Raw genomic sequence first — 15,442 nt, 5'->3', positions numbered from 1 at the left:
CCGATGGGCGAGGGGATGATCGCCTCCGATGGTGCCCGGCTCGTCGAAGCGGGAACGGGCGCCACGCTCGATGCCCCCGGGCTGCGCCAGGCGGTGGACCGGGTCAAGGCGGCGCTCGACCGGCTGCCGCCCGGCGCCGTCGGGTCCAGGACGGCACCGTGCCTGCCTTCGGTGCTGCGGCTGCTCGCCGCACTCGAGACCGGCAGGCCCGTCATGCTGCTGCCGCCCCGGCTCCTCGCGGAGCGTCTCGCCGGGCTGGCGGGGCGGTTCGGCCTGCGTGCGGTGCTCGGGCTGGCGGACGCCGAACCGGTTCGGGACGACCCGCCGGCGGGCCACCGCCGCGAGGAGCACCCCGAGCTGTCCGGCTGGGTCCGCACCGGTGGTCTGGACGTCACCCCGCACGGCGACCTCGGCCTCCTGCTGACCACGTCGGGGTCCACGGGTGCGCCCAAGGCCGTCCGGTTGTCCGCGGCGGCGGTGCGGGCCAACGCCGCCTCGATCGGCGCCGCGCTCGGTATCGGGCCCCGTGAGGTCGCGCCGACCAGCCTGCCGTTGTTCTACAGCTACGGCCTCTCGGTGCTGACCAGCCACCTGCTCGCCGGGGCGACCGTGGTGCTCTGCGAAGGCGGGGTGCTCTCGCGCGGATTCTGGCGTGCCGTCGACCGCTACGGCGCGACGTCGCTGGCAGGTGTCCCGCACACCTACGAGACACTCGACCGGGCCGGGTGGCGCCTGGCCGCGCACCCCACACTGCGCACGCTCACGCAGGCCGGTGGCCGTCTCGCGCCGAGGCTCGTCGGGCGGTTCGCCGGTATGGCCGACGCGTGTGCAGGTCGCATGTTCGTCATGTACGGCCAGACCGAGGCGACGGCGAGGATGACCGTGCTGCCACCCGGGCGGCTGCGGGACAAGGCGGGCTCCGTCGGGCCGCCGATCCCGGGCGGGAGCGTGCGGGTCGACGGCGAGGAGGTGGTCTACCGGGGGCCCAACGTGATGCTCGGGTACGCCGAGGACGCCGACGACCTCGCGCGTGGCGACGAGCTGGGCGGGACATTGCGCACGGGTGACACCGGAACCCTCGACGACGAGGGCTTCCTGTGGCTGACCGGCCGGCTCGGCCGGCTCGGCAAGGTGTTCGGGGTACGGGTCGATCTCGACGACGTCGAGCACGCACTGGACGACCTCGGCCCCGCGGCCGCCCTCGCCGAGGACGACCGGGTGGCCGTGTGGTCGGCGGGCGCCGCGAGCGACGCCGAGCTGCTGGGCAGGCTGGCCCGCGAGTTCCAGGTGCACCGTTCGGGTTTCGTCGTGCGCAGGGTCGCCGCGCTGCCGAGGCTGGCCAACGGCAAGGTCGACTACCAGCGGCTGCGGGTAGCCGAGGCAGGACGGGCACCGTGCGGGTAGCGGACACGGCGTCGAACGCCCAGCGGGACGCCGGGGCGGGCGCCGCGGAGGGGCGGCGCACCGGCAGGCGCCGGGCCGAGCTGCTGCCCGAGCTCGCGGAGCTGGTCGAGCATCACCGGTGGCACTGCCCGGAGTACGCGCGGATCCTCGCCGCGACCGGTCACGGGCCCGGGCGGAGCTACACCACCGTCGAGGAGCTGCCATGGCTGCCGGCGCGGCTGTTCAAGGAGCACTTGCTGCGCAGCGTGCCCGCCGAGCGGGTCGCGTCCGTGCTCACGTCGAGTGGTACCACCGGACGCCCGAGCACTATCCACCTCGACGCCGCCGCCACCCGCGCGCACCAGCGCTCCCTGTTGCACGCCCTGCGGCCGGTTCTCGACGGCAGGCGGCTGCCGATGCTCGTCGTCGACAGCCGCGCGCAGGCCGGCCGCGGTGCCACCCGGTCGGCCCGCGCCGCGGGCGTGCTCGGCGTGATGGGTGCCGGCCGCGACCACACGTTCGTGCTCGACGCCGACGACCGGCTCGACACCACCGCGCTGTCGGCGTTCCTGCGTCGCCACTCCGGTACGCCGTTTCTCGTCTTCGGCTTCACCTATCTCGTGTGGACCCGGCTCATCCGGCCTGCCGATGAGGCCGGCATGGACCTCTCCGGCGGGATCCTGCTGCATTCGGGTGGCTGGAAGCGGCTCGCCGACCAGGCGGTCGACGCCGGCACGTTCCGTGCCGCCGCCCTGCGCACCGGGCTGACTCGCGCACACGACTTCTACGGCATGGTCGAGCAGATCGGTGTCGTGCACCTGGAACACGACACCCCCGGCCTGCTCTGCCCACCCGACGGCGCCGAGGTGATCATCCGCGACCCGGCGACGTGGCGCGAGGCGCCGCCCGGCCAGGCCGGGCTCATCCAGGTCGTGAGCACGCTGCCCCGGTCCTACCCGGGACACTCGCTGCTCACCGAGGACCTCGGGATGGCCCACGCCGACACCGATGGCGACGGCACGTGGTTCTCCGTGCTCGGCAGGCTGCCACGCGCGGAGGCCCGCGGCTGCGGCGACACCGGAGCGGGACCATGAGCGTGGTGGCGCCGGTCGTGCCCACGGGAGGCCCGGTGGAGGTCGCGGCAGTGCTCGCCGAGGTGGCCGCGCCGGCGAGGCCGTTGGAGGTCGGCGACCCCCGTGTTCGCGAGCTGCTGGCGGAGCTCGCGCGGCGGCTGCTCGATCCCGCGCTGACGCGGCGGCACCCGGAACTGGCGCCGCTCGGGTTCTTCCTGCGCGGGGCGGGCGTTTCGGGCATTCTGCGCCGCCTCGACGGTGGTGACGGTGGCGAAGGCGAGGTGCGGCTGCCCCGCGGTCTCGTGTTCCACATCCCACCAGCCAATGTGGACACACTGCTCGGCTACTCATGGGCGCTGTCTTTGCTCGCGGGCAATGCCAACGTCGTCCGCGTCTCCGAGCGCGTCTCGGGCGCCGCGACCGCGTTGCTGGACATCGTGGCCGATGTGCTCGCCGAGGCGGACCCCGACCTCGCGCGCACCCAGCGGTTCGTCCGTTACCCACGCGAGGACGCCGCGACCGCCGAGCTGTCCTCGGCGTGCGATCTGCGGGTCATCTGGGGCGGGGACGCCACGGTCGACGCGATCCGCAGGAACCCGCTCCCGCCGAGGGCCCGCGACCTCACGTTCCCCGACCGCTCCTCGCTGGCCCTGTTCAGCGCGGAGGGCTGGGCGAGTGCGACACCACGGCAGCGACGGGCGGCGGCCGCCGGCCTGCACGACGACGTGTTCCTGTTCGACCAGGCGGCGTGCGCTTCGCCGCGCACCCTCGTGTGGGTCGGCGACGAGGCCACCGCGCGGGATGCCGGTGCCGAGCTGGTCGAGCTGCTCGGGGAGACCGTCGCGAGGCGTGGCACGTCGGTGGACGCCGCGATGGCCGTCGAGAAGCACGTCGCCACGTACGGGCTGGCCGCGACGTCGGCGGTGCGGACCGTGCGCTTCCACGGCAACGACATCGCCGTGCTCGACCCTGTCTCGCCGGACCGGTTGCCCCGCCGCTGGCTCGGCGCGGGCACCCTTGCCGAGATCCGCCTCGATGACCCCGTCGAGCTGGTTCCCCTGCTGCACCGGCGCGACCAGACGGTCGTCCATTTCGGACTCGCGCGGGCGGACCTGCTCCGGCTGGCGAGGGCGCTCGGCTCCCGTGGTGTCGACCGGCTGGTGCCCGCCGGCGAGGCTATGCGGTTCGGCGCGGTGTGGGACGGGTACGACCTGCCGCGTGAGTTCACCCGCATCGTGACGGTGCGCGGATGATCCCGCAGGCCGCACCGGGAGATCCGCGGATGCCCCGGCTCGGCGTGCACGCCGAGCCGGGGCATCCGGTGTGGTCGGCCCTTGCCGGGCTGGGGGACTGGTTCAGCGTGCGAGAGGGGCTCGGCGACGACATCGACGACATCGACGCCGCCTACCTCGGGGCAGATGACGCCGGTGCGCACGCCGAGGGCCTGCTCGGCCGCGGGACACCCGTGCTGATGCACTCGCCATCGCGTCACCGGGCGCTCGCGTCGGCCCTGCGCGCCGCGCGGCGGTCCGGGGTGGGCTGCTCGCTGGTCGACCTTTCCGGAGCGGTGCACCCGCTCGTCACCGCCGCACGGGAACGGCTCGGGGACGGTGGCGTGTCCGAAGTGGAGGTGTCGACTCCCGAAGGGGGCCTCGACACCGCGCTGCGCGTTCTGCATGCGGTGCTTCCCGCCCTGCGACCGTGGCGCCTCACCGCGCGTACACCAGGGCTGGCGGTCGGCACGGTCGCGGGCGCCGCGACCACGATCGCGATGCGCCCCGCCACCGGTCCGGCGGATCTCCAGCCGGACCGGATCGTGTTGCGCGGCCCCGCCGGTACCGTCATCGGCTCCGCCGATGGCGTCACGTGGCTACCCGGTCCGTTCGGAGGCGAGCCGAGCCGGCAGGGCGGAATGCCCGGCCTGGTGGCGACGCTGCGGGAGCGGCTGGCCACGTGGCACGCTGCGGTGGCCGCCGGCCGCACCGGGGCCAGGGACGCGGCGGACGCCCAGCTCGACCTCTCGATCACCCGGCTCGCCGAGGAACTGAACACGGCGCTCGGCGAGACCCCGCCGCCCACGTTCCCGCCCGGGCTCTGCGATGCCGCGCACCAGGCTGGGTTGCGCCATGCCGGCGATCCCTCGGTGCCGTCCAGTGCCGCGCGGGACCTCGATCGCACGGCCGTCGCCGCGATGGCGGAGGTGCTGGGGGGCCCGTGCGGGGACGGGCGGTGGCGCACGGTCGACGACATACTGGGCCGCATGCGCGCGGCAGGCCGGCACGCCTGGATCCTGCGCCGCTGGGTGGCCGTGCTCACGGAGGAGGGACTGCTCGAGGCCCGCGGCGGCAGCCTGCGCGCCGCCGTCGCGCCGCGCGGGGAGAACGGGCAGGGCGGAGCGGACGGGGACATCGAGCGTGCGTATGCGGCGCTGGGCTTCCCGCCGAACGTCGGCGCGTTCCACGCCGAGGTCCGTGCGCGCCTCGCGGAGATCGTGCGTGACGAGACGTCGGTGCGGGAGTTGCTGTTTCCCCGGGGTGGTACGGAGATCGCCGAGGCGTTGTACGCGCGAGGATGGCCGGGCCGCTACCTCAACGCCGCCGTGGCACATGCCGTGCGCGCGGTGCTGGACCGCGCGCACGGCACCCCGACCGTGCTGGAGCTCGGCGCGGGTGTCGGCGCCACCACCACCGCGGTTCTCGATGAGCTCGCCGGCGCTGGACCTCCGGATCTCCGGTACGTTTTCAGCGACATCTCGCGGCTGTTCCTCGTAGCCGCAGCGCGCAGGCAACGGTCCTGGCCGGGCATGCGGCACGCGCTGCTCGACATCGACGGCGACCTCGTCGCGCAGGGCGCCCCCGCCGGGTCGGCCGACGCCGTCGTCGCCGCGCACGTCCTGCACAACGCGGTGGAAATCGGCAGAACACTGCACACCATCCGCGCCACCCTGCGCGAGGGCGGCATGCTCGCCGTGATCGAGTCCACGCGGGAGAGCTACCCGCTGCTCGCGTCCATGCAGTTCCTGATGTCCGCCGACGACGGGGGCGCGCGCCCCGGCTCCGCCGACGGCCGTGCGGGCACCGACCGGATCTTCCTCGACGCCGGCCAGTGGCGGGCGGAACTGGCCGCTGCCGGGTTCCGCGTGGAGTGCGAGCTGCCGCCGGTCGAACACGAAGGGGCCGCGCTCGGGCAGACGTTGCTGATCGCCACGGCAGGCCCACCGGAAGGTCCACCCGCGAACCGGGAACCACCGGAACAGCCGCAACTACCGGGAGAGCCGAACAAGAGGGGGGCCTGACCATGACGGAACCACCGACCCCGCCGGTCGGCACGCCGCTCGCCGGGGGCCGACCGCGGGCCGCCGATCCCCGCCGCTGGTGGGCGCTGGCCGTGCTCGGCACGGTGCAGGCCGTGTTCGTGCTCGACCTGACCGTGGTGAACGTTGCGTTGCCCAGCATCCGCGCCGACCTCGGGTTCGCCGAGTCCGGGCTCGCGTGGGTGGTCAACGGCTACGCCCTGATGGCGGGCGGGTTGCTGCTGCTCGGCGGCCGTTCCGGGGATCTGTTCGGGCGTAAACGACTGTTCCTCGTCGGCACCGGTCTGTTCACCGCCGCTTCACTGGCCGCGGGACTCGCGCAGGAGCCGTGGATGCTGGTGGCCGGGCGGTTCGCGCAGGGCGTCGGCGACGCGCTCGCCGCGCCGGCGATCTTCGGGATCGTGGCGACGACGTTCACGGAGCCGGGGGAGCGCAGCAAGGCACTCGGTGTGCTCGCCGGACTCAGCGGCGTCGGCGGGACGCTCGGCATCACGTTGTCCGGCCTGCTCAACGAGTACGCGTCGTGGCGCTGGGTGTTCCTGATCAACGTGCCGGTCGGCCTGGTCGCGATGCTGCTCGCCGGCAGGTTCGTCGCCCGCGGCTCGCCGGGGCGCGACCTCGCGGGCCGCACCGACGTGCTCGGCGCGCTGACACTCACCGGCGGGTCGCTCGGGATCGTGTACGCCGTGCTCCGGTCCGCGGACCACCGGTGGACGGATCCGTCGGTGACCGGGCCGCTGGCACTGGGCGTGCTGCTCGCCGCCGCGTTCGTGGTGGTGGAGCGGCGCTCGGCGCAGCCGCTCGTGCCGCTCGGGTTCTTCCGCGACCGGGTCCGGGTCGCCGCGTGCGTGGCGAGCCTGCTTTTCGCGTCCGGGTTCTTCGCGATGTTCTTCCTGCTCACGCTGTTCGTGCGGGGCGTGCTCGGCTGGAGCGCGCTCGGCACCGGCCTCGCGTACGTGCCCTACGGCCTGCTGATCGTCGGCGGGGCGACGACGTCGAGCATGCTGGTGCCCCGCGTCGGGGCGAGGGCGATGCTGGTGTGCGGCAGTCTCGTCACCGTGGCCGGGCTCGCGCTGTTGGCCCTGCTGATCGGGCCGGACGCGACGTTCGGCGGTGCATTCCTGCCGGCGACACTGGTGATCGGCCTCGGCGCCGGGCTCACCCTGCCGACGCTCACCGTGGGCGCGCTGCACCGGGTCACCGAGGACAACGCCGGCCTCGCGTCCGGGGTGCAGACCTCGGCCAGCCACATCGGTAGCTCGCTGGGGATCGCCGTACTCGTGGCCGTGTCCACCACCGTGGGGCCGTCGGTCGGGGGCGGCGCGGGCGCCGCCACCGCGGTGGACGGTTTCCGCGCCGCCATCCTCACCGCGGCCGCCGCAGCGGCGCTCGCCGCCGCCATCGCGGGTTGGCTCGTCGGCCCTGATGCCGGTAAGCGCGTACCGGCCGAGCCCACGCGGGCGGCGCGGGCCTGACTGGACGTGCTGTCCGGGTCAGGCGCCGGCGTAGGTCCCGATCGTCCAGTACACGCCCTCGTGGTCGCGGATGGTGAAGGTCGTGGACCCGTAGCTGGCCTCGTGCAGCTCGAACATGACGCGGACGTCCAGCTGGCGTACCCGCTCCCACAGCGTGCGCACGCGGTCCTCGCTCGTGACGAGGTACACGGCACCGACACCGGCGGGAAGGGGATCCGGCGCGCCCTCGTCCACAGCGGCGGACGCGATCATCACGGCGCCCCCGTCCGGCCAGACGAGCTCCGCGTGAGCGACGAGGTCCCCTTCGGGCACCTCGATCGTCTGCCGGAAGCCGAACGTCTCGCACAGGAACGCGATGGCCGCCTTGGCGTCGGTGTAGCGCAGAGTGGGCCACACCGCCGAGGGACGCGCCGCGGCCGTGCCTTCGCCGGCTTCCGTCGCCGTGCCGGTCTGTTCCATGGTCTGTACCTCCTGCGGCTGCTGTGGTGACGCTCGTCATTGTGGCCTCGGTGGCCGCCTCCGGCCAGTTGGTCGTTGTGGACGCGCACACCGCCATCAACCGAGGACGGTGTCCGCGATCGTGTCGAGGGGGCCGGTCCGTGACAGGTGCGCGTCGAGCCAGAGCGCCCGCCGGTACCACCAGTGCAGCGGGAACTCCCACGTGACGCCGGTACCTCCGAACGTCTGCACGGCGGTCTCGCACACCGAGACGGCGCACCGCGTCGAGGCGTGAACGGCCGCGGCGACCTCCGCCTCGCCGCCCGGTCCGTCCTGCAGTACGCACGCGGCGCGGTAGACCAGCGAGCGGGCGAGTTCGACGTCGGCGTACGCCTCGGCCAGTGGGTGTGCCACGGCCTGGTAGGAGCCGATCGGCTTGCCGAACTGCACCCGGTTCGTGGCATGGTCGACGGCCAGTTCGAGCCCTCGCTCGGCGACGCCCACCCCCTCCGAGGCGAGCATCATGCCGGTGCGCTCGGTGACCGTGCCGAGCAGCCGGCCGTCCGGATCGGCCGCGAGCAGCCGGGCCGGCGCCGCCGAGAGCTCGACGTCGGCCTGCCGCCTGAGCGGGTCGATGCTGTCGACGCCGTAGTGGTCGAGCACCGCCACACCAGGGCCGTCCGACGAGATTGCGAACAGCGCGGGACCGTCCGCCGTGCTCGCCGCGACGACGATCTCGCCGACCGACCGGGAACCGGGCACGAGGGCGAGTCTGCCGTGGAGGGCCCATCGCTCGCCTCCGTTGCGTGCGTCGCACGTGGCCACGCTGCCGGCAAAGGCGACCGGACCATGCGGCTCGACGCCCGCGGCCCGGTAGCACGGCAGGGCCGCTCCCGCGGCGGCGTACCACAGCGCCGGAGCCAGCGTCCGCCCCGTCTCCTCGGCGATCAGGGCGAGCTCGACGGTGCCCAGCTCGGCGTCGAGCCACCCCAGTTCGGCCAGTTCCGTCCAGTGCTCGTGCGGCGTACCGGACTGGCATAGCTGCGCGACCCGTTCGAGCGGGTAGCGGTCGTCCAGGTATCGGCGGGCTGTGGCCTTGAGATCGGCCTGCGTCCGGGTCGGGTAGAAGTCCATCCGCCGTCGTCCTCCGTCAGGTCCGCGACCGGGGCAACCGGAGCACCCGCTCGGCGACAACGCCGCGCAGGATCTCCGAGGTACCTCCCTCGATGCTGTTCGTCCTGCTGCGCAACCGCTGCCGCTGCCAGTAACCGCCCCAGAAGGTGCCCGGTCCGCCGAGCTGCGCCTGCTCCCCGAGCAGATGGCAGCCCAGCGCGGCGACCCGCTGGTTCACGCTCGACCAGCGCAGCTTGAGGATGGCGCTTTCCGGGCCGGGCTCGCCCGTGCGTTCGAGAGCGGCGAGCGCACGGTAGCCGGTGTGCCGCAGGGCTTCGAGCTGCACGTGCAGGTCCGCGATGTCCTTGCGCACCACGGGATCTCGATCCTTCCCCAACTCGATGGCCGTCCGTACCAGCCTGGCGAACTGGACGGAGAGGCGTGCCGTCAGTGCGATGCCGAACGTGCCCCGCTCGTGCGCCAAAGTGGTCATGGCGACCCGCCAGCCACCACCGCGTGGGCCGAGCAGGCGATCCTCGGGCACGACCACGCCGGTGAGCGCGATCCTGCTGAAGTCGGCGTCACCGGACATCTGGCGCAGGGGCCGCACCTCCACCCCGGGAGCGCGCATGTCTATCAGGAAACAGCTCAACGCCTCGTGTTTCGGCCCTTCCGGCTCGGTGCGGGCCAGCAGCAGGCAGTGGTCGGCGAGGTGGGCGTATGAGGACCAGACCTTTTCGCCGTCGAGTACGAACCCGTCCGCGTGCGACCTGGCGACGGTTCGCACGGCCGCGAGGTCGGATCCTGCCTCCGGCTCGGAGAAACCCTGACAGAACAAGGCGTCTCCGGACAGAATGCGGGGCAGGAAGGCCGAGCGTTGCCGGTCGGTGCCGTACCGGATGATAGTCGGTCCGACCATGTTCGTGCCGATCACGTTGACGTGGTCGGGCGCTTCCGCCAGCGCGCATTCCTCGGTGTGGATGGCCTGGTAGCCTCCGTCGAGCGCGCGACCGCCGTACTCGGTCGGCCAGGTGATACCGGCGTATCCGGCTTTCCACGATGCGCGGCTCCATTCACGCAACGCGGCGGCGTCCCAGACGCGTGGCGCACCCGGACCAGCGGGTGCGCCATTGGCGTCGAGCCATTCCCGGACTGCAGCGCGGAACTCGCGCTCCCGCTCGCTATCGCTCAGGCGCATGGCCCACGAAGGTAGCCGGGATGGCCCTGGCGGGACAGCCTCGGTGAACGATGAGCCCGCCGCATGCTCCGGTTCTGGCGAAAGTTGAGTGTGCAGGTCGACCGTGTCGGTCCATTGACATGCGACAGCTGGTGGTTTGGTCGGTCCTCTACTGTTCGAGTATCGGCGGAAGTTCTTTGACGATACTGTTGGTTCTCCTGGGATAACAGGGCTTCGATGAGGGTTCCTGCCCGGCTTGCCGCGAAGCGACGGCCTGGCGCCTGCTCCGAGCGGCCGCTCCGGCCGAACCAATCGAACGCGTAGCACCCGCGCACCCCGACCGCGCAGATCGTCCGGAATCCTCCGAGCCAATGGCATGAGCGGAGGGGCCCGTCGACGGGCATCGAGGCCAGGGCGGTTCCGCTGTGCGAATCCCAGATCCGCAGGCGTGTGCAGTATGCGGCGAGGGTGTCGCGGATCTGGTCGGCGGTCCTGGTCGACACGAACGGCTTCGAGTCGGCGTTCCGTTCGTTGATCCAGCGGCGGACGGACGTTCTCAAGGCAGTACGTCGGTGCGATCCGGGGGTCGGCGTCAGACCAGTATCAGCCGCACAGCGCGAGAAGACGTTGGAGATCGGTGTGCAGGTGGTCAAGCGCGCTGCGGTAGAGCTGGGGTCCCACGGAAACCCGGGCCACGCCGATGGCACGAAGCTCGTCCAGCGATCCGCCTTTCAGCGAAAGACCAGCGTTCACCGGTGCGCCGACCTCGGCGACGATGGCACGGAGATCATCCGGCCCTGCTCCGATAGGGAATACGCAATCAGCGCCGGCCGACCAGTACGCCGCAGCCCTGCTGGTTGCATCGGCACGCTTCTGATTCCCCACCAGAGGCGAGGAGGAGACGAACGAGTCGATCCGGGCGTTGATGACCAGCGGTACCCCGATGCGGTCGGCGGCCGCGCGCATCTGGGCGATGTACGTGGCGCGGACATCGGCGTCAACAAGGCCGCCGTTGGCGTGATCGGAGTCCTCGATGTTGCAGCCGACGACTCCGATCCCGCGCAGCAGTTCGACGAGTTCCTCCGGCGCCATCCCGTAGCCGGCCTCGGCGTCGACGGTGACCGGCACGTCGACAGAGGCTGCGATGCGTTGGGCGACCAACATCATCTCCTCTCTCGGGGCGCCCTCACCGTCGTCATAGCCCAAAGCGGCGGAGATCGCGTTGCTCGCGGTCGCGACTACCGCGAAGCCCGCGTCGGCGACGGCGCGGGCGCTTCCCACATCCCAGGCGTTCGGCAGCACCAGCGGAGCGCCCGGGATGTGCAAGGAACGAAGGAGCTTGGCCTTGTCGGTCTGATCGGACACAGTGGCCTCAGTCGACGAGTGCGCCGGCGGAGAGGTTGGCGATGGTTCCGGTCATGACCCCACCTCGATCTGCGGCCAGGAACGCGGCCGTCTCTGCTATCTCAGAAAGCGTAGGCAGTCTCTTGAGCAGCGTTCCCTGAGCCAGTCCCTCGTCGAGGAATTCCTGCACTGTTTTCCCGGTTGCTTCCGCACCCGGCTGGAAGAGGTCCTTCGTGTAGGAACCTGCCGCAGGCGCATCGGCGACAGCGTGCGGGCGGATGCCGATGACCCGGATGTTGCTGGGGGCCAGCTCCGCGGCCAGCACCCGCGAGAAGGCCTCCTTGCCGGCGGCGCTCGCCGCGTGCCCCAGAATGCCGCCGACAGCCAGCTTGGCACCCGGTTCGGACAAGGTCAGTATGACGCCGGGACGCTCGCGACCCATGTGGCGCGCCACGGCCTTGCTGGTGATGAACATCGTCCTCAGGAAGCCGTCAATTGGCCGCATGAACTCGCCCAGCGAGAGGTCTGCGAGCATGGTCCCCTGGTCATGCATGATGCTCACGGCATTGACGGCGATGTCGATGCTGCCGGTCGTCTCCGCGATCGCATCTGCGTGTCTTTCGGTCGCCTGTTGATCGAATACGTCAACTTGTGCGGTCTCGACCATTCCGCCCGTGGCGGTGATATCGCCCGCGACGGCGTCGAGCTTCGCCTGCGTCCGACCTGCGATGAAGACCCGTGCGCCTTCCCGGGCGAATACCCGCGCGATGGCGCCACCGATAGCGCCTCCGCCTCCATAGATGACCGCGTTCTTCTTTTCCAACAGCAATTCAGTCACGACCTGACCTTTCGTGGGTTGGCCAAAGCGCGGCGGGGTGAGTTTCTTGCAGCATGATCTGCTACTCCGCTTGAGTGCGTGCGACATCGACAAGGGCCGACATCGGCCGAAGGGGTCGCTTCCGGCAACCTGTCGTCAGCTGTGCTGCTGACGCTGGATCTGTTCTGCGATGCGCTTGATGCGGTTCAGGCGTTCATCCCAGGTCTTGCCGACTTCATTCAGTTGCCGGACAGCGCGGGAGAGCTGCGCCTGGTCCACTTCGTAACGGCGCTCACGGCCCATCGGTGTCGCGTGCACCAGGCCGGCGCGGTCGAGAACACCCAGATGCTTGGTGACCGCCTGGCGCGATATCGGAAGACGATCACTAAGGCCGGTCGGCGTAGCGACTCCGTGCGCGAGCAGCAGATCGATCACGCGGCGCCTGATCGGGTCGCCGATCGCCGACCAGACTTCATCATCAACGGTGACAGTCATCGCGTCACCACGGACGCCGCATACCTCTGCAACCTGGGCAGGAACAGGTCCCAGCCGCGCTCGTGGTCGTGGAACGCTTCCTCGAGCACATCAGGTTCCCAGCCCTTGTCCCGCCAGCCGCTCTCCGTCAGGCGCAGGATCGTGCCGTCACCGGAGGCTTCGAGCTCAAAGGTGGCGAGCAGCGCGTTGTCTGCCGCAGGCGTCTGGCCGTCAGGAGCGACCCAGTAGAACGCGAACTTGCGAGGCGGGTCGACCTCGACGACCGTCAGAGGTGCAACCTTCGAGCGGTCGCCCCAGGTCAGTTCGCCGACTTCGCCCGGCACGGGCTTGAACGACGCGTCATCGGCCCACCACATCTTGATGTGTTCGGGACGACTCACCACATCGAACACGACCTCCGGTGCCGCGTCGATACGGATCTCGCGTTCCAACGTTCTGAACTCCATTGCAGACCTCCGATAGGCAACCACCTGTTGCGGTTCACTGTGCCACACACAAGCAGCATTGCGCAACCGCTTGTTGCGCGCCGGGCAGGCCTGACCGGCCAGGACGTTCCTCGACAACGACGACGAGATGGTTCTGGCTCCGTCGCTCGGTCAGCGCGGGCAGGCGCTCGGAATGACGTAACGGGACGCGCAGGTCCTTGAGCGCGTGACGACGGCGATCCACTCGTTCCTGTTCGCCACTGAGGCCGAGCTGAATGAAGGTCAGCCGGGGCGTCGCGTAAACCAGCTTGGCAAAGTTCAGTTGGTCGCGAAGACGAACGCCGGGTGGTTCTCAGGAGAGTGGCCAGTTGCGTAGGGCGGTGTCGGCCATTTCCTGGAGTTCGTCGCGGCCGACTCCGCTCGCGGCTTGCACGGAGATGCCGAATGCCAGGGTGGTGACGTAGCGGGCCACTAACGCCGGATTGGTCTCCCGAGGCAGGTCGCCGTCGTCGACGGCGCGCTGGAAGCGTCCCGGACGCGGAAGCAGCCGTTGTTACGCCAGGCGGCGAGAAGGTCGCGGACCGCGCGCCCGGAGTCGCCGGTGGCCAGGGCGCCCTGGACGCCCAGGCACCCGTGGGGATGTCGGGCGCGCGCGGTGTAGCGCTCCAGGGCCTTGCGGAACATGTTTGATAGTGCCCCGAAGCGCCAGGGAGGTACGAGGTTCATCCCGCCATGCTGATGCGTCGGCGGCACCAGGCGTAGCCGGCCACGATCGCGCCGATCATGATCACCTGGAACACGACGTCTTCCGTCCGGTCTGCTAGGGATACCAGCAGCAGCCCGAACGACGCCGCCGCGAGCGTCGCGCCGAAGCATGCCGCCAACCGGTCGTGGGTCGCCCAGCCGCCGCGCTCCCATCTCCCCAGCAGGGCGGCCACGGCACCGGCAAGCAGAGTGGCCGCGAGCGTCCACCACACGAACGAGGTGAGTGGTTCGAAATTGAGGAGTCAGATGGCGACTGTGGAGCTGACGAGCGAAACCTTTCCCGGACCCTCAACGGGCCGGGAAGCGTGCTGGTGGAGTTCTGGGCAGCGTGGTGCGGGCCGTGCCGGATGTTCGGGCCGGTATTCGAGCGGGTGCCGGAGAAACATCCGGACATTGTCTTCGGCAAGGTCGATACCGAGGCGCAGCCGCAGATCGCCCGTGCGTTCCACGTTCGGTCCATCCCGACCCTTGTGGCGCTGCGCGGTGCCATGCCGGAGTCGATGCTGGACCAGCTGATCGCGACGTTGCGCACGGTCCAGCCGAACAGCCGTGAGCTGGGGCGCGTGGGCTGAGCCCGCCCCCAACGCCATGCCGCATCAAGATGTATAATGCTCTATACACGACTGCATTGAAGCAATCGATAGCTCATACAGTCACCACTACTCCGTCATTAGCAAGAACGCAAAGACGACAGGGGCCGCAAGCAGTGCTTCCGCTTGCGGGCCCTGTTGCTGGGCGTCAGCTCACGGGCTCCGTAGCGGGAGGTGACGGAGGTTTACCGAGTGCGGACAGCACCTCACCGACCGGACGCCGTGGTGTGGCGGGCGATGGTTCCGCGTTCACCGAGGCCCAGCCCACACGGAGCACGGCCTGTGGGTGCCCGTCGCCGGCGAGGACCTGTTGCCGGATCGTGTGCCGAGCCCTTTGACCTCCAGCGGTTCGGTGAGCGGGCAACCGGCCAGTCTCAGACCGGTGGCGGTGAGCAGAACCTGGCTCATCGCTTCCTGGCCCGCAGCTGCGATATCGGATCGTCTGATGCGGACGCGAGCACAAGCACGCCAGCGTCCTCCTCCGCTGTGAGATCCTGCGAATTCGGCTGGACGGCAGTATCCCGGACGACAATCCGTCCGGCACCGCCATCTACTCCAGCGGGCATCGGAACGTCCAGGGCATCACGTTCGGCCCCGACGGAACGACGTACGCCTCGGAGCTCGGCCATCGCACGTGGGACGAGGTGAACGTGCTCACGTCCGGGGCCGACTACGGCTGGCCCGAGGCCGAGGGCACCGACGGCGAAGGCGGGCGGCCGCCGATCTTCATCATCCACCCCGACGACGCGTCTCCGTCAGGCATCGCCTACGCCGCCGGATCACTCTGGATGGGAGCACTGGGCGGGCAGCGCCTGTGGCAGCTGCCTGTCGACGGTCGCGGGCGAGCGGTGAGGCCGTCGACCACCTCGTCGGCGAGTACGGTCGCATCCGTACGGTCGAAGTAGCCCCGGACGGAGCTTTGTGGGGCGTGACCTCGAACACTGATCAGGCCACCTGGGGCGGGACCGCCCCGCGCCCTGGCGACGACCACATCTGTCAACGGCACGCGAATCTTGACCACTTCTCGGCACGTG

Annotated in this window: 15 protein-coding genes; 7 read left to right on the top strand and 8 right to left on the bottom strand. The window is 70.8% G+C overall.

The annotated features are described in order from the left end of the window. The first annotated feature begins 3 nt into the window (after positions 1-3). The 5 genes from JAP66_RS23740 to JAP66_RS23720 are packed head-to-tail and all read left to right on the top strand — an operon-like array spanning position 4 to position 7,244. A complete protein-coding gene (locus JAP66_RS23740) occupies positions 4-1,404 on the top strand; it encodes an AMP-binding protein (protein ID WP_235999349.1) in 1,401 nt (466 codons plus the stop codon). Further along, positions 1,395-2,477: a LuxE/PaaK family acyltransferase gene (locus JAP66_RS23735; protein WP_199434052.1), complete on the top strand. Its 1,083-nt coding sequence runs from the start codon at positions 1,395-1,397 to the stop codon at positions 2,475-2,477. Before JAP66_RS23740 ends, JAP66_RS23735 begins: the two co-directional genes overlap by 10 nt. Further along, the gene (locus JAP66_RS23730) at positions 2,474-3,709 is read left to right on the top strand and encodes an acyl-CoA reductase (protein WP_199434051.1); all 1,236 of its coding nucleotides are present in this window, start codon (positions 2,474-2,476) and stop codon (positions 3,707-3,709) included. Before JAP66_RS23735 ends, JAP66_RS23730 begins: the two co-directional genes overlap by 4 nt. Next, the gene (locus tag JAP66_RS23725; protein ID WP_199434050.1) at positions 3,706-5,751 is read left to right on the top strand and encodes a class I SAM-dependent methyltransferase; all 2,046 of its coding nucleotides are present in this window, start codon (positions 3,706-3,708) and stop codon (positions 5,749-5,751) included. Before JAP66_RS23730 ends, JAP66_RS23725 begins: the two co-directional genes overlap by 4 nt. A gap of 2 nt (positions 5,752-5,753) precedes the next feature. Further along, positions 5,754-7,244 (top strand): MFS transporter, encoded by a 1,491-nt coding sequence (locus tag JAP66_RS23720; RefSeq protein WP_199434049.1) that lies wholly within the window; start codon positions 5,754-5,756, stop codon positions 7,242-7,244. 18 nt (positions 7,245-7,262) lie between these two features. Here the strand turns inward: JAP66_RS23720 and JAP66_RS23715 are convergent, their stop codons facing one another. The 8 genes from JAP66_RS23715 to JAP66_RS23680 form a co-directional block, all read right to left on the bottom strand. Beyond that, a complete protein-coding gene (locus JAP66_RS23715) occupies positions 7,263-7,703 on the bottom strand; it encodes a VOC family protein (protein ID WP_199434048.1) in 441 nt (146 codons plus the stop codon). Between the two features lie 96 nt (positions 7,704-7,799). Next, a complete protein-coding gene (locus JAP66_RS23710; protein ID WP_199434047.1) occupies positions 7,800-8,816 on the bottom strand; it encodes an acyl-CoA dehydrogenase family protein in 1,017 nt (338 codons plus the stop codon). 16 nt (positions 8,817-8,832) lie between these two features. After that, positions 8,833-9,993 (bottom strand): acyl-CoA dehydrogenase family protein, encoded by a 1,161-nt coding sequence (locus JAP66_RS23705; protein WP_199434046.1) that lies wholly within the window; start codon positions 9,991-9,993, stop codon positions 8,833-8,835. 582 nt (positions 9,994-10,575) lie between these two features. Further along, positions 10,576-11,337 (bottom strand): isocitrate lyase/PEP mutase family protein, encoded by a 762-nt coding sequence (locus JAP66_RS23700; protein ID WP_199434045.1) that lies wholly within the window; start codon positions 11,335-11,337, stop codon positions 10,576-10,578. Between the two features lie 7 nt (positions 11,338-11,344). Next, positions 11,345-12,154, bottom strand: a complete 810-nt coding sequence (locus JAP66_RS23695; RefSeq protein WP_199434044.1) for an SDR family NAD(P)-dependent oxidoreductase — start codon at positions 12,152-12,154, stop codon at positions 11,345-11,347. A 135-nt stretch (positions 12,155-12,289) separates the two neighbouring features. Next, positions 12,290-12,628 carry an ArsR/SmtB family transcription factor gene (locus tag JAP66_RS23690; RefSeq protein WP_199434043.1) on the bottom strand — a complete coding sequence of 113 codons (339 nt, stop codon included), beginning with the start codon at positions 12,626-12,628 and terminating at the stop codon, positions 12,290-12,292. Then, positions 12,625-13,059 (bottom strand): SRPBCC domain-containing protein, encoded by a 435-nt coding sequence (locus JAP66_RS23685; RefSeq protein WP_235999347.1) that lies wholly within the window; start codon positions 13,057-13,059, stop codon positions 12,625-12,627. The genes JAP66_RS23690 and JAP66_RS23685 overlap by 4 nt, the downstream gene beginning before the upstream one ends. A gap of 716 nt (positions 13,060-13,775) precedes the next feature. Next, entirely contained in the window at positions 13,776-13,991 is a 216-nt protein-coding gene (locus tag JAP66_RS23680) for a hypothetical protein (RefSeq protein ID WP_199434041.1), read from the bottom strand. 132 nt (positions 13,992-14,123) lie between these two features. Here JAP66_RS23680 and JAP66_RS23675 point away from each other — a divergent pair, with 132 nt between their 5' ends. Next, positions 14,124-14,390, top strand: coding sequence for a thioredoxin family protein (locus JAP66_RS23675; RefSeq protein ID WP_307849694.1), 267 nt, complete (start codon positions 14,124-14,126; stop codon positions 14,388-14,390). A 509-nt stretch (positions 14,391-14,899) separates the two neighbouring features. Further along, positions 14,900-15,313, top strand: coding sequence for a PQQ-dependent sugar dehydrogenase (locus JAP66_RS23670; protein WP_199434172.1), 414 nt, complete (start codon positions 14,900-14,902; stop codon positions 15,311-15,313). Positions 15,314-15,442: the final 129 nt, after the last annotated feature.

The organism is Qaidamihabitans albus, assembly GCF_016464705.1.
GTDB classification, from domain to species: Bacteria; Actinomycetota; Actinomycetes; order Mycobacteriales; family Pseudonocardiaceae; genus Qaidamihabitans; species Qaidamihabitans albus.
The sequence above is the reverse complement of the archived record's forward strand: the minus strand, read 5'-3'. Positions and strand labels throughout refer to the sequence as shown.